19 protein-coding genes are annotated in these 18,781 nt (G+C 32.6%); 3 read left to right on the top strand and 16 right to left on the bottom strand.

The window, feature by feature from the left end:
* Positions 1-152: 152 nt before the first annotated feature.
* Positions 153-1,205: a ferredoxin--NADP reductase gene (locus BLT46_RS00840; protein ID WP_090404744.1), complete on the top strand. Its 1,053-nt coding sequence runs from the start codon at positions 153-155 to the stop codon at positions 1,203-1,205.
* A 184-nt stretch (positions 1,206-1,389) separates the two neighbouring features.
* Here the strand turns inward: BLT46_RS00840 and argH are convergent, their stop codons facing one another.
* From argH to BLT46_RS00785, 11 genes are all read right to left on the bottom strand, one after another.
* Positions 1,390-2,721 (bottom strand): argininosuccinate lyase, encoded by a 1,332-nt coding sequence (gene argH, locus BLT46_RS00835; protein ID WP_090404741.1) that lies wholly within the window; start codon positions 2,719-2,721, stop codon positions 1,390-1,392.
* Between the two features lies 1 nt (position 2,722).
* The gene (locus BLT46_RS00830; RefSeq protein ID WP_090404738.1) at positions 2,723-3,784 is read right to left on the bottom strand and encodes a M20 family metallo-hydrolase; all 1,062 of its coding nucleotides are present in this window, start codon (positions 3,782-3,784) and stop codon (positions 2,723-2,725) included.
* Between the two features lie 37 nt (positions 3,785-3,821).
* A complete protein-coding gene (argB, locus tag BLT46_RS00825) occupies positions 3,822-4,601 on the bottom strand; it encodes an acetylglutamate kinase (protein WP_090404736.1) in 780 nt (259 codons plus the stop codon).
* Between the two features lie 3 nt (positions 4,602-4,604).
* Positions 4,605-5,603, bottom strand: coding sequence for a Rossmann-fold NAD(P)-binding domain-containing protein (locus BLT46_RS00820; protein WP_090404732.1), 999 nt, complete (start codon positions 5,601-5,603; stop codon positions 4,605-4,607).
* Positions 5,604-5,616: 13 nt separating this feature from the next.
* A complete protein-coding gene (locus tag BLT46_RS00815; protein WP_090404729.1) occupies positions 5,617-6,756 on the bottom strand; it encodes an aspartate aminotransferase family protein in 1,140 nt (379 codons plus the stop codon).
* A gap of 12 nt (positions 6,757-6,768) precedes the next feature.
* Positions 6,769-7,740 (bottom strand): N-acetyl-gamma-glutamyl-phosphate reductase, encoded by a 972-nt coding sequence (gene argC, locus BLT46_RS00810; protein WP_090404724.1) that lies wholly within the window; start codon positions 7,738-7,740, stop codon positions 6,769-6,771.
* Position 7,741: 1 nt separating this feature from the next.
* Positions 7,742-8,941, bottom strand: coding sequence for an argininosuccinate synthase (gene argG / locus BLT46_RS00805; protein ID WP_090404721.1), 1,200 nt, complete (start codon positions 8,939-8,941; stop codon positions 7,742-7,744).
* 18 nt (positions 8,942-8,959) lie between these two features.
* Complete coding sequence (locus BLT46_RS00800; RefSeq protein ID WP_090404718.1) at positions 8,960-9,640, bottom strand: N-acetyltransferase; 681 nt, start codon at positions 9,638-9,640, stop codon at positions 8,960-8,962.
* A 413-nt stretch (positions 9,641-10,053) separates the two neighbouring features.
* The gene (locus tag BLT46_RS00795) at positions 10,054-10,566 is read right to left on the bottom strand and encodes an adenine phosphoribosyltransferase (protein WP_090404855.1); all 513 of its coding nucleotides are present in this window, start codon (positions 10,564-10,566) and stop codon (positions 10,054-10,056) included.
* A gap of 28 nt (positions 10,567-10,594) precedes the next feature.
* The gene (locus BLT46_RS00790) at positions 10,595-11,641 is read right to left on the bottom strand and encodes a glycosyltransferase family 9 protein (protein WP_090404716.1); all 1,047 of its coding nucleotides are present in this window, start codon (positions 11,639-11,641) and stop codon (positions 10,595-10,597) included.
* Between the two features lie 75 nt (positions 11,642-11,716).
* Positions 11,717-12,322, bottom strand: coding sequence for a DUF4254 domain-containing protein (locus BLT46_RS00785; RefSeq protein ID WP_090404712.1), 606 nt, complete (start codon positions 12,320-12,322; stop codon positions 11,717-11,719).
* 59 nt (positions 12,323-12,381) lie between these two features.
* On the opposite strand from BLT46_RS00785, the gene upp reads away from it, so the two are divergent.
* The gene (gene upp, locus BLT46_RS00780; RefSeq protein ID WP_090404709.1) at positions 12,382-13,035 is read left to right on the top strand and encodes a uracil phosphoribosyltransferase; all 654 of its coding nucleotides are present in this window, start codon (positions 12,382-12,384) and stop codon (positions 13,033-13,035) included.
* Here the strand turns inward: upp and BLT46_RS00775 are convergent.
* The gene (locus BLT46_RS00775) at positions 13,030-13,968 is read right to left on the bottom strand and encodes a DUF6427 family protein (RefSeq protein ID WP_090404706.1); all 939 of its coding nucleotides are present in this window, start codon (positions 13,966-13,968) and stop codon (positions 13,030-13,032) included. The two genes, upp and BLT46_RS00775, sit on opposite strands and share 6 nt — an antisense overlap.
* A 113-nt stretch (positions 13,969-14,081) precedes the next feature.
* Here BLT46_RS00775 and BLT46_RS00770 point away from each other — a divergent pair, with 113 nt between their 5' ends.
* Positions 14,082-14,312 carry a DUF6341 family protein gene (locus BLT46_RS00770; RefSeq protein ID WP_090404703.1) on the top strand — a complete coding sequence of 77 codons (231 nt, stop codon included), beginning with the start codon at positions 14,082-14,084 and terminating at the stop codon, positions 14,310-14,312.
* Between the two features lie 7 nt (positions 14,313-14,319).
* Here BLT46_RS00770 and purD read toward each other — a convergent pair whose 3' ends face one another.
* From purD to BLT46_RS00750, 4 genes are all read right to left on the bottom strand, one after another.
* Positions 14,320-15,591 (bottom strand): phosphoribosylamine--glycine ligase, encoded by a 1,272-nt coding sequence (purD, locus tag BLT46_RS00765; RefSeq protein ID WP_090404852.1) that lies wholly within the window; start codon positions 15,589-15,591, stop codon positions 14,320-14,322.
* A 107-nt stretch (positions 15,592-15,698) separates the two neighbouring features.
* Positions 15,699-17,054, bottom strand: a complete 1,356-nt coding sequence (locus tag BLT46_RS00760; protein WP_090404700.1) for an exopolysaccharide biosynthesis polyprenyl glycosylphosphotransferase — start codon at positions 17,052-17,054, stop codon at positions 15,699-15,701.
* Positions 17,054-18,037: a UDP-glucuronic acid decarboxylase family protein gene (locus BLT46_RS00755; protein WP_090404697.1), complete on the bottom strand. Its 984-nt coding sequence runs from the start codon at positions 18,035-18,037 to the stop codon at positions 17,054-17,056. The genes BLT46_RS00760 and BLT46_RS00755 overlap by 1 nt, the downstream gene beginning before the upstream one ends.
* Positions 18,037-18,777: a WecB/TagA/CpsF family glycosyltransferase gene (locus tag BLT46_RS00750; RefSeq protein WP_090404694.1), complete on the bottom strand. Its 741-nt coding sequence runs from the start codon at positions 18,775-18,777 to the stop codon at positions 18,037-18,039. The genes BLT46_RS00755 and BLT46_RS00750 overlap by 1 nt, the downstream gene beginning before the upstream one ends.
* Between the last annotated feature and the right edge of the window lie 4 nt (positions 18,778-18,781).

Genomic DNA, 18,781 nt, shown 5'->3' with positions numbered 1-18,781 from the left:
AATGCTATTTAAAATAATAAACTAATTTTTAGTTATAAGCTTTCTTTTATTCGCTAAACTTCTAAATAGCATAAAATTGAGTCAAAGGGTACAATAAAGTTTAATAAAGTCAATCGGTTTTGTATTTTTGTTTAATTCAAACAAAACTAACTATGTCAAAATTCAACCTATTAACTGTAAAAGAAGTTCATAAAGAAACTCCTAATGCAGTTTCAATTGTGTTTGATATTCCTGCTGAATTAAAAGACGACTATGACTATATCGCAGGTCAATACTTAAACATTAAACATAAACACGAAGGAAAAGAAATAAGAAGAGCATATTCTATTTGTTCATCACCTACAAGCAATGAAGTTAGAGTTGCTGTTAAGAAAGTAGAACACGGTGTATTCTCTACTTATGCAAATGAAGTTTTAAAAGCAGGAGACCAATTAGAAGTAGAAACACCTGAAGGAAGATTTACTTTTGAGCCAAATACTAACGCTTCTAACAACTATGCCGCATTTGCAGCAGGAAGTGGGATTACTCCTGTAATGGCAATCCTTAAATCAGTTTTAGAACAAGAAGTAAATAGTAAATTTGTATTAGTTTACGGAAACAAGAATATAGAAGAAACAATCTTCCACAAAAAACTACACTTATTACAAGAACAATACCCAGAGCGTTTATTTGTACATTTTGTTTACTCAAGAGTACGTGAAGAAAACTCAATCTTTGGCCGTATTGATAAAGCAGCTATCAACTTTGTAGTAAACAACAAACATAAAGAAAAAGAGTTTGATCGTTTCTTCTTATGTGGACCAGAAGATATGATTAATACGGTTACTGCTACTTTAGTAGAACGTGGTATTAATAAAGAGAAAATATCAAATGAAATTTTCACACCAAATACAGATGGTGTTGACCCAATTGAAGCAGAAGGAGGTTCTACAAAAGTAACAGTTCTTGTAGATGATGATGAGACTACATTTGAAATGCCTAAAAGTGAAGTATTGCTAAACGCTATTTTAAAAGAAGGTATTGATGCACCATACTCTTGCCAAGGAGGTATTTGTAGCTCTTGTATGTGTAAGATTGTTAAAGGATCTGCTGTAATGAAAAAGAATAGCATCCTTACAGATGATGAAATTGCAGATGGATATATTTTATCATGTCAAGCACTTGTTACTTCTGATGAGATTTACGTTGACTACGACGATATGTAATAGATATAAAGCCTTTTCTTAATTGAAAGGGCTTTTCTTTTTTATAACACTATTCTTCTATACTTACCTATTGGCATAAAAAAACTGCACAAGATTAAACTCTTGCACAGCTGCTAAAATAATTATGGAAATATATAAACACGAAGGACTCTTCCACCGCGTGGAAAAGTCCTTCTTTCGTCTATCACAACACTAAACTTACTAGTTTTTCATTTACTTGGTCAAAGCCAAAGCCACTATATACATAGTCAAACTCTGCTTTGATTGCCTCGTTCATCAAGTTACCTATACTTCCTTCATGCGTATGATTCACCTCTTTCGAAGGTTTATACGTTCCTTCCTCAATAGAAAGACCGATTTGTTTATACGCTTCTCTAAATGGCATTCCTTGAAGCACGCTTTCATTCACAACCTCTACACTAAATAAATAGTCATATCTAGGGTCATTTAATATCTCTTTATTGATTTCAATGTTATCTAACATTAAATTCAATATATCTAAACACTCTTTTAAAGACGTAAATGCAGGGAATAAGTTTTCCTTCAATAATTGTAAATCCCTATGGTAACCAGAGGGCAAATTAGTAGTCATTAAGGCTATTTCATTTGGCAAGGCTTGAATCTTATTACAACGAGAACGTATTAGCTCTAATACATCTGGATTCTTCTTATGCGGCATAATACTTGATCCTGTCGTTAAATGATCTGGAAACTTAATAAAACCGAAATTCTGATTCATATACAAACAACCATCCATTGCAAACTTTGCCAATGTCGCTGCAATTGCACTTAATCCTTGTGCAAGGATACGCTCTGTCTTTCCTCTACCCATTTGAGCATATACAACATTGTGGTTCATACTACCAAACCCTAATAAGTCAGTAGTCATTTGTCTATTTAAAGGAAAAGAAGAACCATACCCCGCTGCAGAACCTAATGGGTTTTTATTTGTAACCTTCCAAGCAGCTAACATCAACTCTAAATCATCAACTAAGCTTTCTGCATACGAACCAAACCACAATCCAAAAGAAGACGGCATTGCTATTTGTAAATGCGTATATCCCGGCATTAATACCTCTTTATGCTGATTACTTAACTCTTGTAGTTTTTCAAAAACGATTTTTGTCTTTTCAACTACTTCTTCTATTTCATGACGGAAATACAATTTTAAGTCTACTAAAACTTGGTCATTTCTTGAACGACCAGAATGTATCTTTTTACCAGCATCACCAATTCTTCTTGTCAGTAGCAACTCTACTTGAGAGTGAATATCTTCTACGTCATCTTCAATCTGAAAATCTCCAGCTAATATTTCTTTATAAATCAGTTTTAACTCCTTTTGAATAATTTCTAATTCATTATAAGTCAATAATCCAATACTTTCCAACATTTGTGTATGTGCCAATGAACCTAATACGTCAAAAGCCGCCAAGTTCATATCTAACACTCTATCTTGTCCTACTGTAAATGTATCTACCGATTGATTAACAGTAATATTCTTTTGCCATAATTTCATCTTAATACACAATTTTAGTTAACATATCTATATACAATTCAATTCCCTCTTTTATCTCTTGTACATATACAAACTCATCTGCAGTATGTGAACGTGCAGAGTCACCAGGCCCACATTTCAATGAAGGAATACTCAACAAAGCTTGATCACTTGTTGTAGGCGAACCATACGTCTCTCTTCCTAATGATATACCTGCTTTCACGATTGGATGATCTTTAGCTATTGACGAAGGTTTCAGACGAGTAGAACGTGCCTTTACTTCACAATTAACATTTTGTTTTATAATCTCTAATACCTCTTCATTTGTATAAGCATCAGTAACACGGATATCAACTACAAAATCACAAGTAGAAGGAACCACATTGTGTTGTGTACCTGCATTTATCATTGTTACACTCATCTTAATAGATCCAAACTCTTCTGATACTTTAGGGAATTGATACGTGTTGAACCATTCAATATCTTTTATTGCTTTAAAAATAGCATTATCCCCCTCGTCACGAGCAGCATGACCAGAGCGTCCATTCGCTATACAATCTAACACCATCAACCCTCTTTCCGCTACTGCTAAATGCATTTGCGTTGGTTCTCCTACAATAGCGAACTCCAACTCTCCTAACTTAGGAATAACAAACTCCAAACCATTCTGACCAGATATTTCTTCTTCCGCTGTAGCAGCCAAACAGAAGTTATATTTCATTCCTTCTTTTTCATAAAAGTATAGAAACGTAGCAATTAGGGAAACCAAACATCCTCCTGCATCATTACTACCTAAACCAAATAGTTTTCCATCTATTATCTCTGCTTTAAAAGGGTCTCTTGTATAATCCTTATTCGGTTTTACCGTATCGTGATGAGAGTTTAATAATATCGTTGGTTTACTTGGGTCGTAATGTTTGTTGAAAGCCCACACATTAAACAATTCTCTGTGTATTTCAACGCCATTTTTCTCAAGAAACTGAGCAATAAGTTCCGAAGTCAAATGTTCCTCTTTACTAAAAGATGGAGAAGCAATCATCTGCTCCAATAAATATATAGCTTGTGTTGTTAAGTTATTTTTCATTTCAATGTAATATCATTTTTTTCCAAGCAACGTTCAATTACAGTTGAATTGTAGTTCCTGCTTGTTCATTTAATAAGTGTTCAGCTTTTTTAATACACACTTTCTTTACATTTTGGTCTATAGCAGCTAATGCATTTTCTATTTTTGGCAACATACCATCTGCTATAATTCCAGCATTTTTAAGTTGATTGAAACTCTCTCTATTTATAGTAGAGATAACAGAATTTTCATTGTTAATGTCTTGCAATACACCACTGCGCTCAAAGCAATAAACTAAGCTCACTTCATAGTAAGAAGCAAGAGCGACTGCTAAGTTGGATGCAATCGTGTCTGCATTGGTATTTAGTAGTTGACCTTCCTTATCAGCCGTAATTGCAGAGAAAACAGGACAAAGTCCAATCTCTATCAATTGTTTAATTCGAGTTTTATTTACATCCTTTGGCGTAAAATCCCCAACAAATCCATAGTCTATTGGTTTGACTGAACGTTTATGACTGGTGATTACCTGTGCATCTGCTCCAGAAAAACCCATTGCATCACATCCCCTACGTTGAAGTTGTGCTACAATCTTTTTATTTATCAATCCTGCGTAGACCATTACAGCTATAGGTAACATCGCATCATCAGTTACACGACGCCCATTGACCATTTGCGTTTCAATCCCCAATTGGTTAGCCATACGAGTAGCTAATTTCCCTCCCCCATGTACCAAGACCTTAGGTCCTTGAATCTGGGCATAGGTATCTAAAAAAGCAGTTAATGCCCCTTCGTTATCTACAATATTACCTCCTATTTTTATTACTGTAAGGCTTTGCATAATCTATTGGTTTTTTAGCATTTCTTTTAAAACAGCTTGTGCCGCCCAAACTCTATTCCCTGCTTCTTGTATTACAATTGCGTGGTCACTATCTAATACTTCTGAAGAGATTACTAAATCACGACGAACAGGTAAGCAGTGCATTACCTTCGCGTTATTAGTTGGTTTTAACTTATCTAATGTCAACATCCAAGAAGAATCAGTACAAGTAATCTGCCCATAGCTTTCATAGTTTGACCAGTTTTTTACATACACGAAATCAGCATCTACTAAAGCTTCATCTTGATTTGTTGTTATAGTTGCTCCATTTGTGAATTCCTCATTTAAAGCATAACCTTCTGGATGAGTAACCACAAAATCAACCAATCCTTCTTCCTGTGCTTTGCACATCCACTCAGCAAAAGAATTAGGTACTGCTTGTGGAAGTGCTCTTACATGAGGAGCCCAAGACAAGACTACTTTAGGTTTCTTTCCTTGTGGAATATATTGTGCTTTTTCTTGGTCAAACTGATAGTGGCTATGCTCCATAATTGTAATCAAATCTGTAAAACTCTGTAAGGGATGTCTTGTAGCGCTTTCTAAACTCACTACTGGTTTTCCACAATACTTCGAAAATTTGCTAAACAAGTCTTCACTATAATCTTCTGCTGCATCTTTTAACCCCGGAAAAGAACGCAACCCAAGAATATCACAATATTCTCCCATAACTGCAGCAGCTTCTTTTATGTGTTCTGCTGTATTTCCATCCATGACAACTCCGTCTTTAGTTTCTAACGCCCAACCATCAGATGTCATATTCATCACCATAACATTCATTCCAAGATTCGTTGCTGCCTTTTGTGTACTCATTCTAGTACGCAGACTTGGGTTTAAAAACACCAAACCAATTGTTTTATGTTTGCCCAAAGCTTCATCTGCGAATGGGTTTTGCTTACTTTCTAAAGCACTTTTAGCAGCTAAAGAAAGTGACGGAATATCTTTTACGGAAAAAAACTGTTTCATTGTAATTGTAATTTTAGAATTGTTGTAATCTGTTGTTGAATTTTTCTAAGAATAAATCTGCATCTGCTTTTGTCAGATTTAACGCAGGCAACAACCGAATTACGTTAGGACTTGCAGTCCCTGTAAAGATGTGATCTTTAAACAATAGTTCTTTTCTTACATCTTTTAACTCAGGAGCAAGATCTATACCAATCATAAGTCCTTTACCTCTTACTTCCTGAATTTTATTATTTCCCTTCAATTCACTCATTAAATAGTCTCCTATCATTTTAGCGTTTTGAAGTAAGTTATCTTGTTTAATTACATCAAGAACAGCAATTGCAGCAGCACACGCTAAGTGATTTCCTCCAAATGTAGTTCCCAACTGTCCGTGCCATGGTTTAAACTGAGGGCTAATTGCCAAAGCTCCAATAGGAAAACCATTCCCCATTCCTTTAGCCATTGTATAGATGTCTGCCTTAACTCCACCGTCATTCACAGCGTAGAAAGACCCTGTACGGCCATATCCACATTGCACTTCATCTGCTATAAATACAGCATTATATTGTGACGTAAGACTTCTGATTTTTGCTAAGAAACTATCGGTTGCAACTTGGATTCCTCCAACCCCTTGAATTCCTTCAATGATTACAGCTGTAACTTCTGCTCCATAAGTAGCAAATGCTTGTTCTAAAGCCGACTCATCATTAAAAGGCAAGAAGACAATATTGTCCGTTTCGTTAACAGGGGCAACTATTTTCGGATTATCAGTAGCAGTAACTGCTAATGATGTTCTTCCGTGAAAAGCTTTAGAGAAAGCAATTACTTTCTTTTTACCATTGTAGAAAGATGCCAATTTTAATGCATTTTCATTTGCTTCAGCTCCGGAATTACACAAAAACAACTGGTAATTATTTAAACCTGATACTTCACCTAATAATCCAGCTAAGTGCTGTTGTTGTGGTATCTCAATTGAATTGGAATAAAAACCAATATTATCTAATTGGTTTTTGATACTTGCAACATAATGTGGGTTTGTATGTCCAATAGATATTACAGCATGTCCTCCATATAGATCTAAATACTGTTGACCTGTTTTATCGTACACATAACTCCCATTACCTTTGACAATTTCAATAGGATTTAAAGGATATACACCATATAATTTCATCATAATAATCTCTTTTTAGAAAGCCGAAGCTTTTAATTGTAACCCTGTTTTTTCATCCAATCCAAAAAGCAAATTCATATTCTGAACTGCTTGTCCACTTGCTCCTTTTAACAGGTTGTCAATTGTACTTGTTATCAATACATCATCACCGTGTTTTGTTATAGATATCAAGCATTTATTTGTATTTACTACTTGCTTTAAGTCTATTTCCTTATCACTAATATGAGTAAAAGGATGAGGTTGATAATAGTCTTTATATAGCTGTAATAATTCTTCTGTTGTATCTTTAGATTCTAACACTATACTAACAAAAATCCCTCTTGCAAAATCACCACGTTCAGGAATAAACTTAATATTTTGATTAAAGTTTGGTTGTAGTTGTGCTAAACTCTCTCCTATTTCATTCAAATGCTGATGGGTAAAAGCTTTATAGACAGAGATATTATTTGCTCTCCAACTAAAGTGTGTAGATGCTGAAGGTCGTTGTCCTGCACCAGTAGATCCCGTTAATGCATTGATATAAAGAGCATCTCCTAACTTACCTACCTTAGCTAAAGGTAATAATGCTAACTGAATTGCTGTAGCAAAACAACCAGGGTTTGCTATATAATTAGCTTCCCTAATTTTTTCTTTGTTCAATTCTGGTAATCCATAAACAAACTCTCCTGCTGTTTCGTGCAATCTAAAATCTTGGCTTAGATCAATAATCTTAATGTGTTTGTCAATTGGATTCTCTTGTAAGAAAACTTTTGAATCACCATGTCCTAAACATAAAAATAATACATCTATCTTCTGGTTTAACTCATCTGTAAAAACTAAATCAGTATCACCAAATAAGTCAGCATGAGCTTCATATACAGGCTTATTCGCATTACTTTTACTATGTACAAAGGTTAAATCTACTGCTGGATGAATAAGTAACAAACGCAATAATTCACCTCCCGTATAACCAGCACCACCTACTATTCCAACTTTTACCTTCTGCATATTACTCTTGGTTTGTGTTATTAACTTTATGCCAAATCATTACTTGGTTACCAAATATCTTAGAGAACCCTTTTACATCTTCTCCAGACCAAGCATTATTCATCTCACCGTAGCTACCAAATTTATTAGACATTAAATCATGTTCAGATTCGATACCTACAACTACGAAACGATATGGATGCAACTCAACGATCACTTTACCACTTACAGTTTGTTGTGTACTAGTCAAGAAAGCCTCCATATCACGCATAATTGGATCGTGAAACTGTCCTTCGTGTAAATAGTTACCATAAAAAGAACCCAACTGTTCTTTCCAACTTAATTGCCATTTAGTCAACGTATGTTTTTCTAAAGTATGGTGAGCTTTTACAAGGATAACAGGTCCTGCTGCTTCAAAACCAACTCTTCCTTTGATTCCGATAATTGTATCACCAACGTGAATATCTCTACCAATACCAAAAGGTTGAGCTAAATCTTGTAATTGTTGAATTACCTCAGTAGGTTTCATTTTTTTACCATTTAATGCTACTGGCTCCCCTTTCTCAAACTCAATCTCCACAGTTTCTGGAGTTGACTTGCTAACAGGTGTTGGCCATGCTTCTTCAGGTAAATATAAATTAGAAGTTAGGGTTTCTTTTCCACCTACTGAAGTCCCCCATAAACCTTTATTAATTGAATATTTTGCTTTTTCAGCGTTTATTTCAACCCCATTTTTTTGTAAGAACGCAATCTCCTCTTCTCTACTTAATTTTAAATCTCTAATCGGAGTAATAATCTGCACATTAGGTATTAAAATATTGAATATCATATCAAAACGCACTTGGTCATTTCCAGCGCCTGTACTACCGTGAGCAACTGCTTCTGCACCAATTTTCTTAGCATAGTTAGCAATAGCCGTAGCTTGACAAACACGTTCTGCGCTTACTGACAATGGATATGTTGCATTCTTTAAAACATTCCCAAAAATCAAATACTTAACACTATCCTTATAGTAATCCTCTGTTTCATCTATCGTTGTATGAGATGCTACACCTAATGCATAGGCCTTTTCTTCAATTGCCTTCATTTCTTCTGACGAAAAACCTCCTGTATTTACTACAACAGAGTGTACTTCATATCCAAGTTCTTCTTTCAAATAAATTACGCAAAAGCTTGTATCTAAACCTCCGCTAAATGCTAAAACTACTTTCTTATTATTCATGATTGTGTTGTTTAAAAATTAAAATAGATGTGTTTTTTTGACTGTTTTTTTCAATTGCATTTGCAATCTTTTCAAGAGAGAATATTTCTTCTGCATACGTTTCAAACGCTCCTTAGCTTTTATTTTCTGGTCAATCTTATTACGAATTTCCTTTTCTTTTGCTTCAGGACTATAAAGCATTGCAGTACACAAACAGTTGTTTCGTTCTTTACTTTTCAAAATTTGAAAATTGACACAACTTTCACATCCTTTCCAAAACATTTCATCTTGTGTTAATTCTGAATATGGTACTGGTTCATACCCTAACTCAGAGTTAATTTTCATAACTGCGAAACCAGTTGTTAAACCGAATATTTTTGCTTTTGGATATTTACTTTTAGACAATTCAAAAACTCTTTTTTTGATTGCTTTAGCTAAGCCTTCTTTTCTAAAAATCGGATTAACAATCAAACCTGAATTAGCTACATAATCACCATGACTCCACGTTTCTATATAACAAAAACCAGCCCACGTTCCATCAGCATGAAGTGCTATAACAGCCTTACCTTCAATCATTTTATTGGACACATACTCAGGCTTTCTTCGTGCAATACCAGTACCTCTGGCTAATGCAGACTGCGCCATTTCTTCGCAAATTTGTTCAGCATATCCTACGTGAGATTCATTCGCAGGAATAACGAAAAACTGATTTGAATTCATTTCAAAAACAGAGAATTAGTATTCAAAATGCCCAATACAAGAGTTAATTCTTGGATACAAGAACTCCTTTAAGGTAATTGAATAATGTTAAAATTCGATGATATATATACAGATATGATGCCAAAAAAGCATCACATTAAAAAAGACTTAAAAAAATTAAGCCCGTGACCGCGAAGACCGCGAAGTAAGAATAGCAAAAACCGCAACAGTTGCAGGAGCAATGTTGTTCAAAGAAAAAATAATATTTGAAATGGTTTTCATCATTTGATATTTAGCTACTTAATTAGCTGAAACAAAGGTTTGCAATTATTTTTCAAATATGCAAGACTTTTTATAAAAAAATAAATCCTCTCATAAAACCTAATAAAACAAGGCTTTACAAAAGGATTTAAACTATCTAAATTTAGATTATCTTAGTAAGTCAGTAAACTTTTTACATCATATTTCGCTAATTTCTTGCGTCCATGAAGAAAAGATAGCTCCATTAAAAAATTAACTTGAACAATTTCACCACCCAATTTTTCTACTAATTTACATACAGCTTCAGCTGTTCCTCCAGTAGCTAAAACATCATCGTGAATCAATACTTTTTCACCTGGTTTTATAGCATCTGCATGCATCTCTAAAATATCGGTTCCATATTCTAAACTATATTCTTCAGAAATAGTATCAAAAGGAAGTTTTTTAGGTTTTCGTACAGGAACAAAACCAGCCCCCAATTTCTCAGCTAATAAAGTTGCAAAAAAGAAACCTCTACTCTCCATACCCACAACTCTATCTATTTTTTGATCACCAATAAGTTCTAATAACTGTTTGGTAGTCTCAACCATAGCTTCATGGTCATTTAAAAGAGGAGTAATATCCTTAAATCCAATACCTTCTTTTGGAAAATCTTGAATATCTCTAATATAATCTTCTATTCTCATCTCATTCATTTTGAATTCAAAAATACTTTTAATTATCTGATTTAATTACTTTTATAATCTTCTCACAAACTTTTATAGGATCAATCGTTCTCATCACATCTTCATAACCCTCAACAACTTTATTTCCGTAAACAGACGTAGGTAAAAGAGGATACTTTTGTCTATCAGCTGTTAAACAATAATCAGAAGGTTGATTAAAAGGTGCAAACCCAGCATATGGATGTGTAGCACCCCATAAAGTTATTACTTTTTTACCCAACATAGCTGCAATATGAGCATTTCCTGAGTCCATTGCAAGCATTACATCTAAATGCTGTATTAAGTTCAATTCCACGTCAAACTTTACTTTCCCTGCCATTACAATTACATTGTAATTATCTCTTTTCAATTGATTTAAAAGAGAAATTTCCTCTTCTCCCCCTCCAAATAAAAAGATAATTGACTTCTCTCTTTCTGCTAATGTATCAACTACTTTCTGCATTAAATCTAACGGGTAAACCTTAGATGTATACTGTGCAAAAGGAGCAATACCAATCCAATAAGTGTCTTTTTCTTTTACATATTGTAGTAAATCTGGAGATAGATCAGGAATAGAAGGAAACTCTGGATTATCTAAATTAACAATAAAACCTAATTGTTTTAAAGTATTCAAATGATTTGAAAACATTGTTGGTACCTGCTTATAAACCTTGTTTTCAGCGCGAACTAATGCCTTTTTAGCTTCTCTCCCTTTGTCTAGTGCTGCAACCTTTGTTCCCTTTAATTTAAACAAATTGCGGACTATTTGAGACCTCAATACATTATGAAAATCTGCAAAGTAATCAACTTCTAATTTCGATAAATCACGATATAACCTAATTAGACCTACAAATCCTTTATGTCTTTTCTTTACATCAATAGGGAAAAAATCAACGCGATCAATTCCTTTAAAAAAAGGCTTGAAAAAGGGTCTTGAAACCACAGTTACACGAATATCTTTATTTTGTGAAATTAAAGCTCTTACAACAGGAACAGTCATTGCAACATCCCCCATTGCAGACAACCTAAAAATTAAAATATGTTTCAAATTTGCCACGTCAATCTTAATTTGTTTATGAACAAGAAAAGCGTGAAAAATTCACGCTTTCAATATTTTATATCAAAGATATGATTATTTCTTATTTTGGTATAATACTGGGTTTAATTCCTCGTCATTATACATTTTCATTTGTTTGTATACTTTCATATACTTATCACCGTTAGCAATATCGTTTAATAAATCGTCAATAGCAGTGGTTAAATCTTTCTTTTGCTCTAAAAGAACATCCAATTTAACCTGACATTTATCTCTATGATCTTGTGAAGCTTCAACTCTTGTTGCCTCTTCATTCATATGATAAATTTTTAATGCTAAAATTGATAAACGGTCTATAGCCCAAGCAGGACTCTCAGAGTTAATTTTTGCATCTCCTTTAATTGTAACATCTTTATACTTTTGTAAGAAGTAACTATCTATAAACTCTACCATATCAGTACGTTCCTGATTTGATGCGTCAATTCTTCTTTTTAAAGCTAATGCTGCTACTGGATCAATCTTAGGATCACGAATAATATCCTCAAAATGCCATTGAACAGTATCTATCCAATTTTTTAAATATAAAAGATGTTTAATATCTTCTTTAGGATAAGGATTGCTAATTGGCTGATCTACATTGTCGTATTTATGATAATCACGTATACTCTCTTCGAATATCGGAAATGCTAACTCTGAAAACATATGAATAATTTTATTTACAAATATAGTTTTTATACTTTTATGGTACTAATTATACCCATATGAAAATTCACTATATTTCAGCAGAGAACAGTATCTTAAATCACTTCTTAGCTCAACTACGCGACGTAAACGTACAAAAAGACAGTATGCGTTTTAGAAAAAACATTGAGCGTATCGGAGAAATCATGGCTTATGAATTGAGTAAAAAACTTCCTTATAAGGATATTGCTGTTCAAACTCCCTTAGGAATTAAACACACAACTTGTATTGAAGACAATGTCGTTTTATGTTCTATCCTTCGCGCAGGTCTTGCTCTACACACAGGATTTATGAACTTTTTCGATAACGCAGAAAACGGTTTTGTATCTGCTTATCGACGTCATGGTAAACATGGAGAGGCAAGTGAAATCTTAGTAGAATACCAAGCTGCTCCTTCATTCCAAGACAAAATTCTTATTTTAATTGATCCTATGCTTGCTACAGGTCAATCTTTAGTTGCCGTAATCAATAAATTAATGGCAGAAGAAACTCCAAAAGAATTACACATCGCTGTAGTAATTTCTGCTCCTGAAGGAATTCAATTCTTAGAAGAAAACTTACCTGATAATGTTAATTTATGGGTTGCTACTTTAGATGAAAAATTAGACGACCACAATTACATCGTTCCTGGTTTAGGAGATGCTGGAGATTTAGCTTATGGCCATAAGTTATAAGATAATCTGCGCAATATAAAAGAATAATCCGATAAAGAACACGCTATAAACAACTGCTTCTCTTCTCCATGCTTGTGGCAGATTCTCAATATAGTTTGCTCCAAGTAACGATAATGGGAAAAAAGTAAATAGCAATGTCCCGTTATTTTTATCAGCAGAAATCACATAAATTGCAACGCCTATAAGAAAAGACAACAACATTTTCTTATAGGTACTTTGCATATTGTATGGCTTAGAAGAAATACTTGTGGCCTGACTAACAAAGAACAAGAGTGATATTGAAACAAAAATAGCTAATGCAATATTTTGATATACATTTTCAAAATACATAAAATCAAAACTTATTTTACACTTAGACCAAAACCAATCAATATAACTAATTTCGTTTATTAACAGATAAAGAAATAAAAAGACAGTAACTGTAAAAAAAGCTATTATTGGTATAAACCAATTTCTATAATCTTTTGATCCAAAAAAAGTTATTGCAAAAAATAAGAGTAGGAAATATAAAACACTCCAAAAGTGAAATAACCCTGCAACAAATATCCACAATGAAGCGTCAAATACTTTCTCTTTTGATTGCTTTAAAGAATGTAAAGAGAACAATCTTCTAAGAGCAAGCATTATAAAAAAACTTGATACTATTACTCTACTATGTCCTAATACAGTTGGAAATAACATCAAGAATGATACAAATAACAGAGGAACATAAGCATTATCTTTTACCAACCTATTCCTTGTCACAATAAACTGTGATAAATACATCATTAACAACAGCATTCCTATCAAAACACTTCTCTTAACTACTTCAAATCTTGTCCAAATAAGATGTTCTTGATCTATAAATAAGTACAAAACACTAATAATCAAGATTAAAAGTGTAAGTATGATGTAATTAATTGGTTTTGTTTTACTAAAAATACTTGCTAACATTTATATATTTTATATTTTTGTAGATTATAAAGATAAAACTTTTCCTTTGAGAGTTTTTTCTTTAAAAAAACGGATTGATAAAATAATTTTATTTAATTTAAAAATAAAGTACGATGACTTCATTTTTTAACGGACTTGGGTTCCTATTTGAAAAAGTTCTTTTTATACCAATGGACTTTTTTGCAAAATTAGAATTAGAAAATTGGTGGGCTGCTAATATCCTTACTTGGGTATTTATCCTTATCACTTGCTATTTCTTTGTGTTTTGGTTAAAACAACTTCAGATTTTTAAATCAAATAATGAAGATGACCAAGATACTACAGCCCACTCATTTTTAAAATAGTAGGTTTTTAAAGATCAAATCCAATATCTTTACGATAATAAATCTTATCAAAATTTAGCTTGTCTATATTTTGGTAAGATTTTTTTAATGCCTCTTCATAACTATTACCATAAGATGTTACAGCTAAAACTCTTCCTCCATTTGTTACTACTTCATTATTTTTCATAGTTGTCCCTGCATGAAAAACAATAGAATCATCTACTTTATCAAAACCTGTAATTACTTTTCCTTTTTCATAATCTTCAGGATAGCCTCCAGAGACTAACATAACAGTTGTAGCCGTGCGACTATCTATTTCTAACTCCACTTGATCAAGCTCTTGCTTTGCTAATGAAACAAATAATTCGACTACATCAGACTTTATCCTTGGCATAACAACTTCTGTTTCTGGATCTCCCATACGCACGTTGTACTCAATTACAAATGGATCATCACCAACCTTAATTAAACCAATAAAAACAAATCCTTTAAAATCAAGTTCATCTTCTTGTAATCCTTTTACAGTAGGTATAACGATACGTTGTTCTACCTTTTGCATAAAATCATCTGTTGCAAATGGAACAGGTGAAACAGCTCCCATACCTCCTGTATTTAAGCCTGTATCTCCTTCTCCGATTCGTTTATAATCTTTTGCTGTTGGGAGCATTTTATAAGACTTACCATCTGTTAATACAAAACAACTAAGTTCAATACCTGATAAAAACTCTTCAATTACAACCTTAGAGCTTGCATCTCCAAACTTAGCATCAACAAGCATATTCTCTAATTCTAACTTTGCTTCGTCTAATTTTTCTAAGATAACAACTCCCTTTCCTGCAGCTAAACCATCTGCTTTTAACACATAAGGTGCCTTTAATGTCTCTAAAAACATTTTCCCCTCTTCTACCGTATCTTTAGTAAAACTTTGATATGCTGCTGTTGGTATATTGTGTTTGATCAAAAATTCTTTTGCAAAATCTTTACTCCCCTCTAGTTGTGCTCCTTTTTGTGAAGGTCCAACAACAGGTATATTTTTGATTTCTTGATCATTTTTAAAAAAATCAACAATCCCTTTTACCAAAGGATCTTCTGGTCCAACAATAACAATATCAATCTGTTTTTCTAAAACTGTCTTTTTAACAGCTTCAAAATCATTCAGATTAACATCAATATTTGTAGCAATATCTCTTGTACCAGCATTTCCTGGAGCTACAAATAGTGCTTCACATTTTTTGCTCTGTAACATTTTCCATGCTAAAGCATGTTCACGTCCTCCAGAACCAAGTAATAAAATTTTCATTTGTGTGTGTTGTTTGTAATTACGTTTCAAAAATAAATATAAATTAAGGAATAACGAAGAGTACGGAATAATAAAAAAGTCACTAACATACATATTAGTGACTTTCTTTAATAAGCTTTCTTTTCTCCCTTAAAAACATTGTATACAGTTAAGTAGATTATTTTTAAATCTAAAAAAATAGACCAATTTTCTAAATAAAATAAATCATACTTAAATCTATTGACAATATCTCTATTTGTTTCTATTTCTCCTCTATAACCATGCGTTTGAGCCATTCCTGTAATTCCTGGCTTTACTAAATGTCTAAGCATAAAACGATTAACCCGTTTTGAATACATTTTCGTATGAACAATCATATGAGGTCTTGGACCAACAATTGACATATCTCCAACAAAGACATTAAGAAACTGTGGAAACTCATCTAAACTTGTCTTTCTTAAAAAAACTCCTATTTTCGTAATACGACAATCTCCTTTTGTTGCTTGTCTTTTATCTGAATCTGAATTTACTTGCATCGATCTAAACTTCCAACAAGCAAATTCTTCGTCATTTAAACCAGTTCTCATTTGTTTAAAGAAGACTGGTCCTTTTGATTCACTTTTAATTAAAATTGCTATCAATGGTACAAGCCAAGAAAGAATAAAGACAATAACTAAAGTTGAAAAAACTAAATCAAAAACTCTCTTGAAGAATTTATTATAGGACTTATCAAGAGGTATAATTCTTCTTGGAACGACCGCAACAACATCATAATATTCTAAAGAAAAATTATGACTTAAAAGTTGTTTTTGAGAAGGTACATATTTAACCGTTATAAAATTATTATCAGCAAATTCTAATAATTCGTGGTAATCATCTTTTTGAACAATTGAGAATTGTATATAGATTTCGTCTATTTTATTTGATGAAACAAATTTTTCTATTTCTTCTAAATTTTCTTCTTCTACATTATCAAAAACTCTACTAATACGATACCCTAAATCTTCTCTTTTTACTAATACTTTCTTTAAAGAATCTATTTCCTTTCCATTTCCTACAAGGACAATATTTCTAAAATTACCTCCTAAAACCCTTCGTATATACTTTAAAACAAATAATACTAAAAATTTAAAAGAACTGACAACTAATAATGAAGAAAAACCAAATGCTATTAACTCTTTAGGTTCTGCAAATCGCTCCACAAAGCCATTTAAGGCACTAACTAAGATAAACTGTAGAACAAATTGCTTAAATATTTTTTCTAAAACACGAACTACTCTTGTATGTCGATATACATCGTAAAACCCAGATCCCCAAGATACAGCTATCCAAGAGATAGAAAGTAATATATTATAATACCCTACCCCTTTATTGTCTAAAAATGAAAACCAATAATTAGCTAAAAAATTTATTATTAATAAATCAACTAATATCATAGCTGGACGAATAAGATAAGAATAACGTCCTATTTTTTTCTTTTGCATTAATATATAAATTTAGAAAAATCTTTATGTTCTTCTTTTAGTAAATCAGAATCAGAAAAATTCTTAAAATAATTATATGTTGCTAACATTCCCTGAGATCTTGAAACTTTTGGTCTCCAATCCAATAAATTTATAGCTTTTTCAATATTAGGACAACGTTGCATTGGATCATTTATTGGCAAATCTTTAAAAATAATTTTTTGCGTACTATTCGTAAGGTTAATTATTTCTTTTGCAAAGTCTAATATTGATATTTCATCTGGATTTCCAATATTAATTGGCAAGTTATAATCAGAAAAAAGCAATCTATAGATTCCCTCTACTTGATCATCTACATAACAAAAAGATCTGGTTTGTTTACCATCACCGAAAACCGTTAAATCTTCTCCTCTTAGCGCTTGTCCTATAAATGCAGGAATTACCCTTCCATCATTTAACCTCATTCGAGGTCCATAAGTATTAAAGATACGAACAATTCTTGTTTCTACCCCGTGAAAAGTGTGATATGCCATCGTAATAGACTCCTGGAACCTCTTTGCTTCATCATAAACTCCTCTTGGTCCAATCGTATTAACATTACCATAATATTCTTCTGTCTGGGGATGAACTAAAGGATCTCCATATACCTCAGATGTAGATGCAATCAAAATTCTTGCACCTTTAACTCTTGCTAATCCTAATAAATTATGTGTTCCTAAAGACCCTACCTTTAAAGTTTGAATAGGTATCTTTAAATAATCTATTGGACTCGCTGGTGATGCAAAGTGTAATATATAGTCTAACTCTCCAGGAACATGAACAAACTTAGTCACATCATGATGATAGAATTCAAAATTCTCTAACTTAAAAAGATGTTCTATATTTTTAAGATCTCCTGTAATCAAATTATCCATTCCAATTACATGAAAACCTTCTTCGATAAAACGATCACATAAATGTGACCCTAAAAATCCTGCTGCTCCTGTAATAAGTATACGTTTCATTATTTTTTAAACTTTTCTTTAATTACAAGTCCTATAAACTTTCCATTATCTATAAAACTTCTTTTCCACATTCTTCGGGGTTCTTGCAAAAAGCGATAAAACCACTCCATTCCAATTTTTTGCATCCACAAAGGAGCTCTCTTAACTTTACCTGATACAACATCAAAACTTCCCCCAACTCCCATAATAAATCCTAATTCACTCAATTCCTTCTTGTATGTAGAGAGAAAAATTTCTTTAAAAGGAGAGCTTATTGCAACAAACAAATATTTAGCCCCACTATCTCTAATCTGCTCTATAATTTCTTTTTCATTTCCTTTTTTAAAATAACCATTTCTATACCCTCCAATGATATCCTTGCCATATTGCATTTGAAATTTTTCTGCTACTATTTTTACAACTTCTTCTCTTGCTCCTAACAAAAACACTTTCTCTTTTCTTAAATGTGCATTCTCAACTAACTTAACAAATAAATCAATTCCAGAAACCCGTTCTTTCAGTTCTTTTCCAACAAACTTAGCCGCCCATACAACAGCCATTCCATCTGCATTAACAATATCTGCACTTTTTATACTTTCATAAAGAGCAGAGTCTTTTTGCATATTAACAAGTTTTGCCGCATTTACAACAATATGTAATAAAGGTGTTTCATTATCAATTGAATTATTAATTACCTCAAGCGTTTCACTCATTGAAAGATTATCAATCTCTATATTAAATATTTTTTGTTTATTTTTCATCAAT

The sequence above is a fragment of the Myroides phaeus genome (assembly GCF_900099675.1).
Classification (GTDB): Bacteria; Bacteroidota; Bacteroidia; order Flavobacteriales; family Flavobacteriaceae; genus Flavobacterium; species Flavobacterium phaeum.
This window is presented reverse-complemented; position numbering and strand designations above follow the sequence as displayed.

Excerpts from the sequence above, each read along its gene's own strand:
- BLT46_RS00840 (WP_090404744.1), top strand. The coding sequence starts at position 153 with ATGTCAAAATTCAACCTATTAACTGTAAAAGAAGTTCATAAAGAAACT.
- argH (WP_090404741.1), bottom strand. The coding sequence starts at position 2,721 with ATGAAATTATGGCAAAAGAATATTACTGTTAATCAATCGGTAGATACA.
- BLT46_RS00830 (WP_090404738.1), bottom strand. The coding sequence starts at position 3,784 with ATGAAAAATAACTTAACAACACAAGCTATATATTTATTGGAGCAGATG.
- argB (WP_090404736.1), bottom strand. The coding sequence starts at position 4,601 with ATGCAAAGCCTTACAGTAATAAAAATAGGAGGTAATATTGTAGATAAC.
- BLT46_RS00820 (WP_090404732.1), bottom strand. The coding sequence starts at position 5,603 with ATGAAACAGTTTTTTTCCGTAAAAGATATTCCGTCACTTTCTTTAGCT.
- BLT46_RS00815 (WP_090404729.1), bottom strand. The coding sequence starts at position 6,756 with ATGATGAAATTATATGGTGTATATCCTTTAAATCCTATTGAAATTGTC.
- argC (WP_090404724.1), bottom strand. The coding sequence starts at position 7,740 with ATGCAGAAGGTAAAAGTTGGAATAGTAGGTGGTGCTGGTTATACGGGA.
- argG (WP_090404721.1), bottom strand. The coding sequence starts at position 8,941 with ATGAATAATAAGAAAGTAGTTTTAGCATTTAGCGGAGGTTTAGATACA.
- BLT46_RS00800 (WP_090404718.1), bottom strand. The coding sequence starts at position 9,640 with ATGAATTCAAATCAGTTTTTCGTTATTCCTGCGAATGAATCTCACGTA.
- BLT46_RS00795 (WP_090404855.1), bottom strand. The coding sequence starts at position 10,566 with ATGAGAATAGAAGATTATATTAGAGATATTCAAGATTTTCCAAAAGAA.
- BLT46_RS00785 (WP_090404712.1), bottom strand. The coding sequence starts at position 12,322 with ATGTTTTCAGAGTTAGCATTTCCGATATTCGAAGAGAGTATACGTGAT.
- upp (WP_090404709.1), top strand. The coding sequence starts at position 12,382 with ATGAAAATTCACTATATTTCAGCAGAGAACAGTATCTTAAATCACTTC.
- BLT46_RS00775 (WP_090404706.1), bottom strand. The coding sequence starts at position 13,968 with ATGTTAGCAAGTATTTTTAGTAAAACAAAACCAATTAATTACATCATA.
- BLT46_RS00770 (WP_090404703.1), top strand. The coding sequence starts at position 14,082 with ATGACTTCATTTTTTAACGGACTTGGGTTCCTATTTGAAAAAGTTCTT.
- purD (WP_090404852.1), bottom strand. The coding sequence starts at position 15,591 with ATGAAAATTTTATTACTTGGTTCTGGAGGACGTGAACATGCTTTAGCA.
- BLT46_RS00760 (WP_090404700.1), bottom strand. The coding sequence starts at position 17,054 with ATGCAAAAGAAAAAAATAGGACGTTATTCTTATCTTATTCGTCCAGCT.
- BLT46_RS00755 (WP_090404697.1), bottom strand. The coding sequence starts at position 18,037 with ATGAAACGTATACTTATTACAGGAGCAGCAGGATTTTTAGGGTCACAT.
- BLT46_RS00750 (WP_090404694.1), bottom strand. The coding sequence starts at position 18,777 with ATGAAAAATAAACAAAAAATATTTAATATAGAGATTGATAATCTTTCA.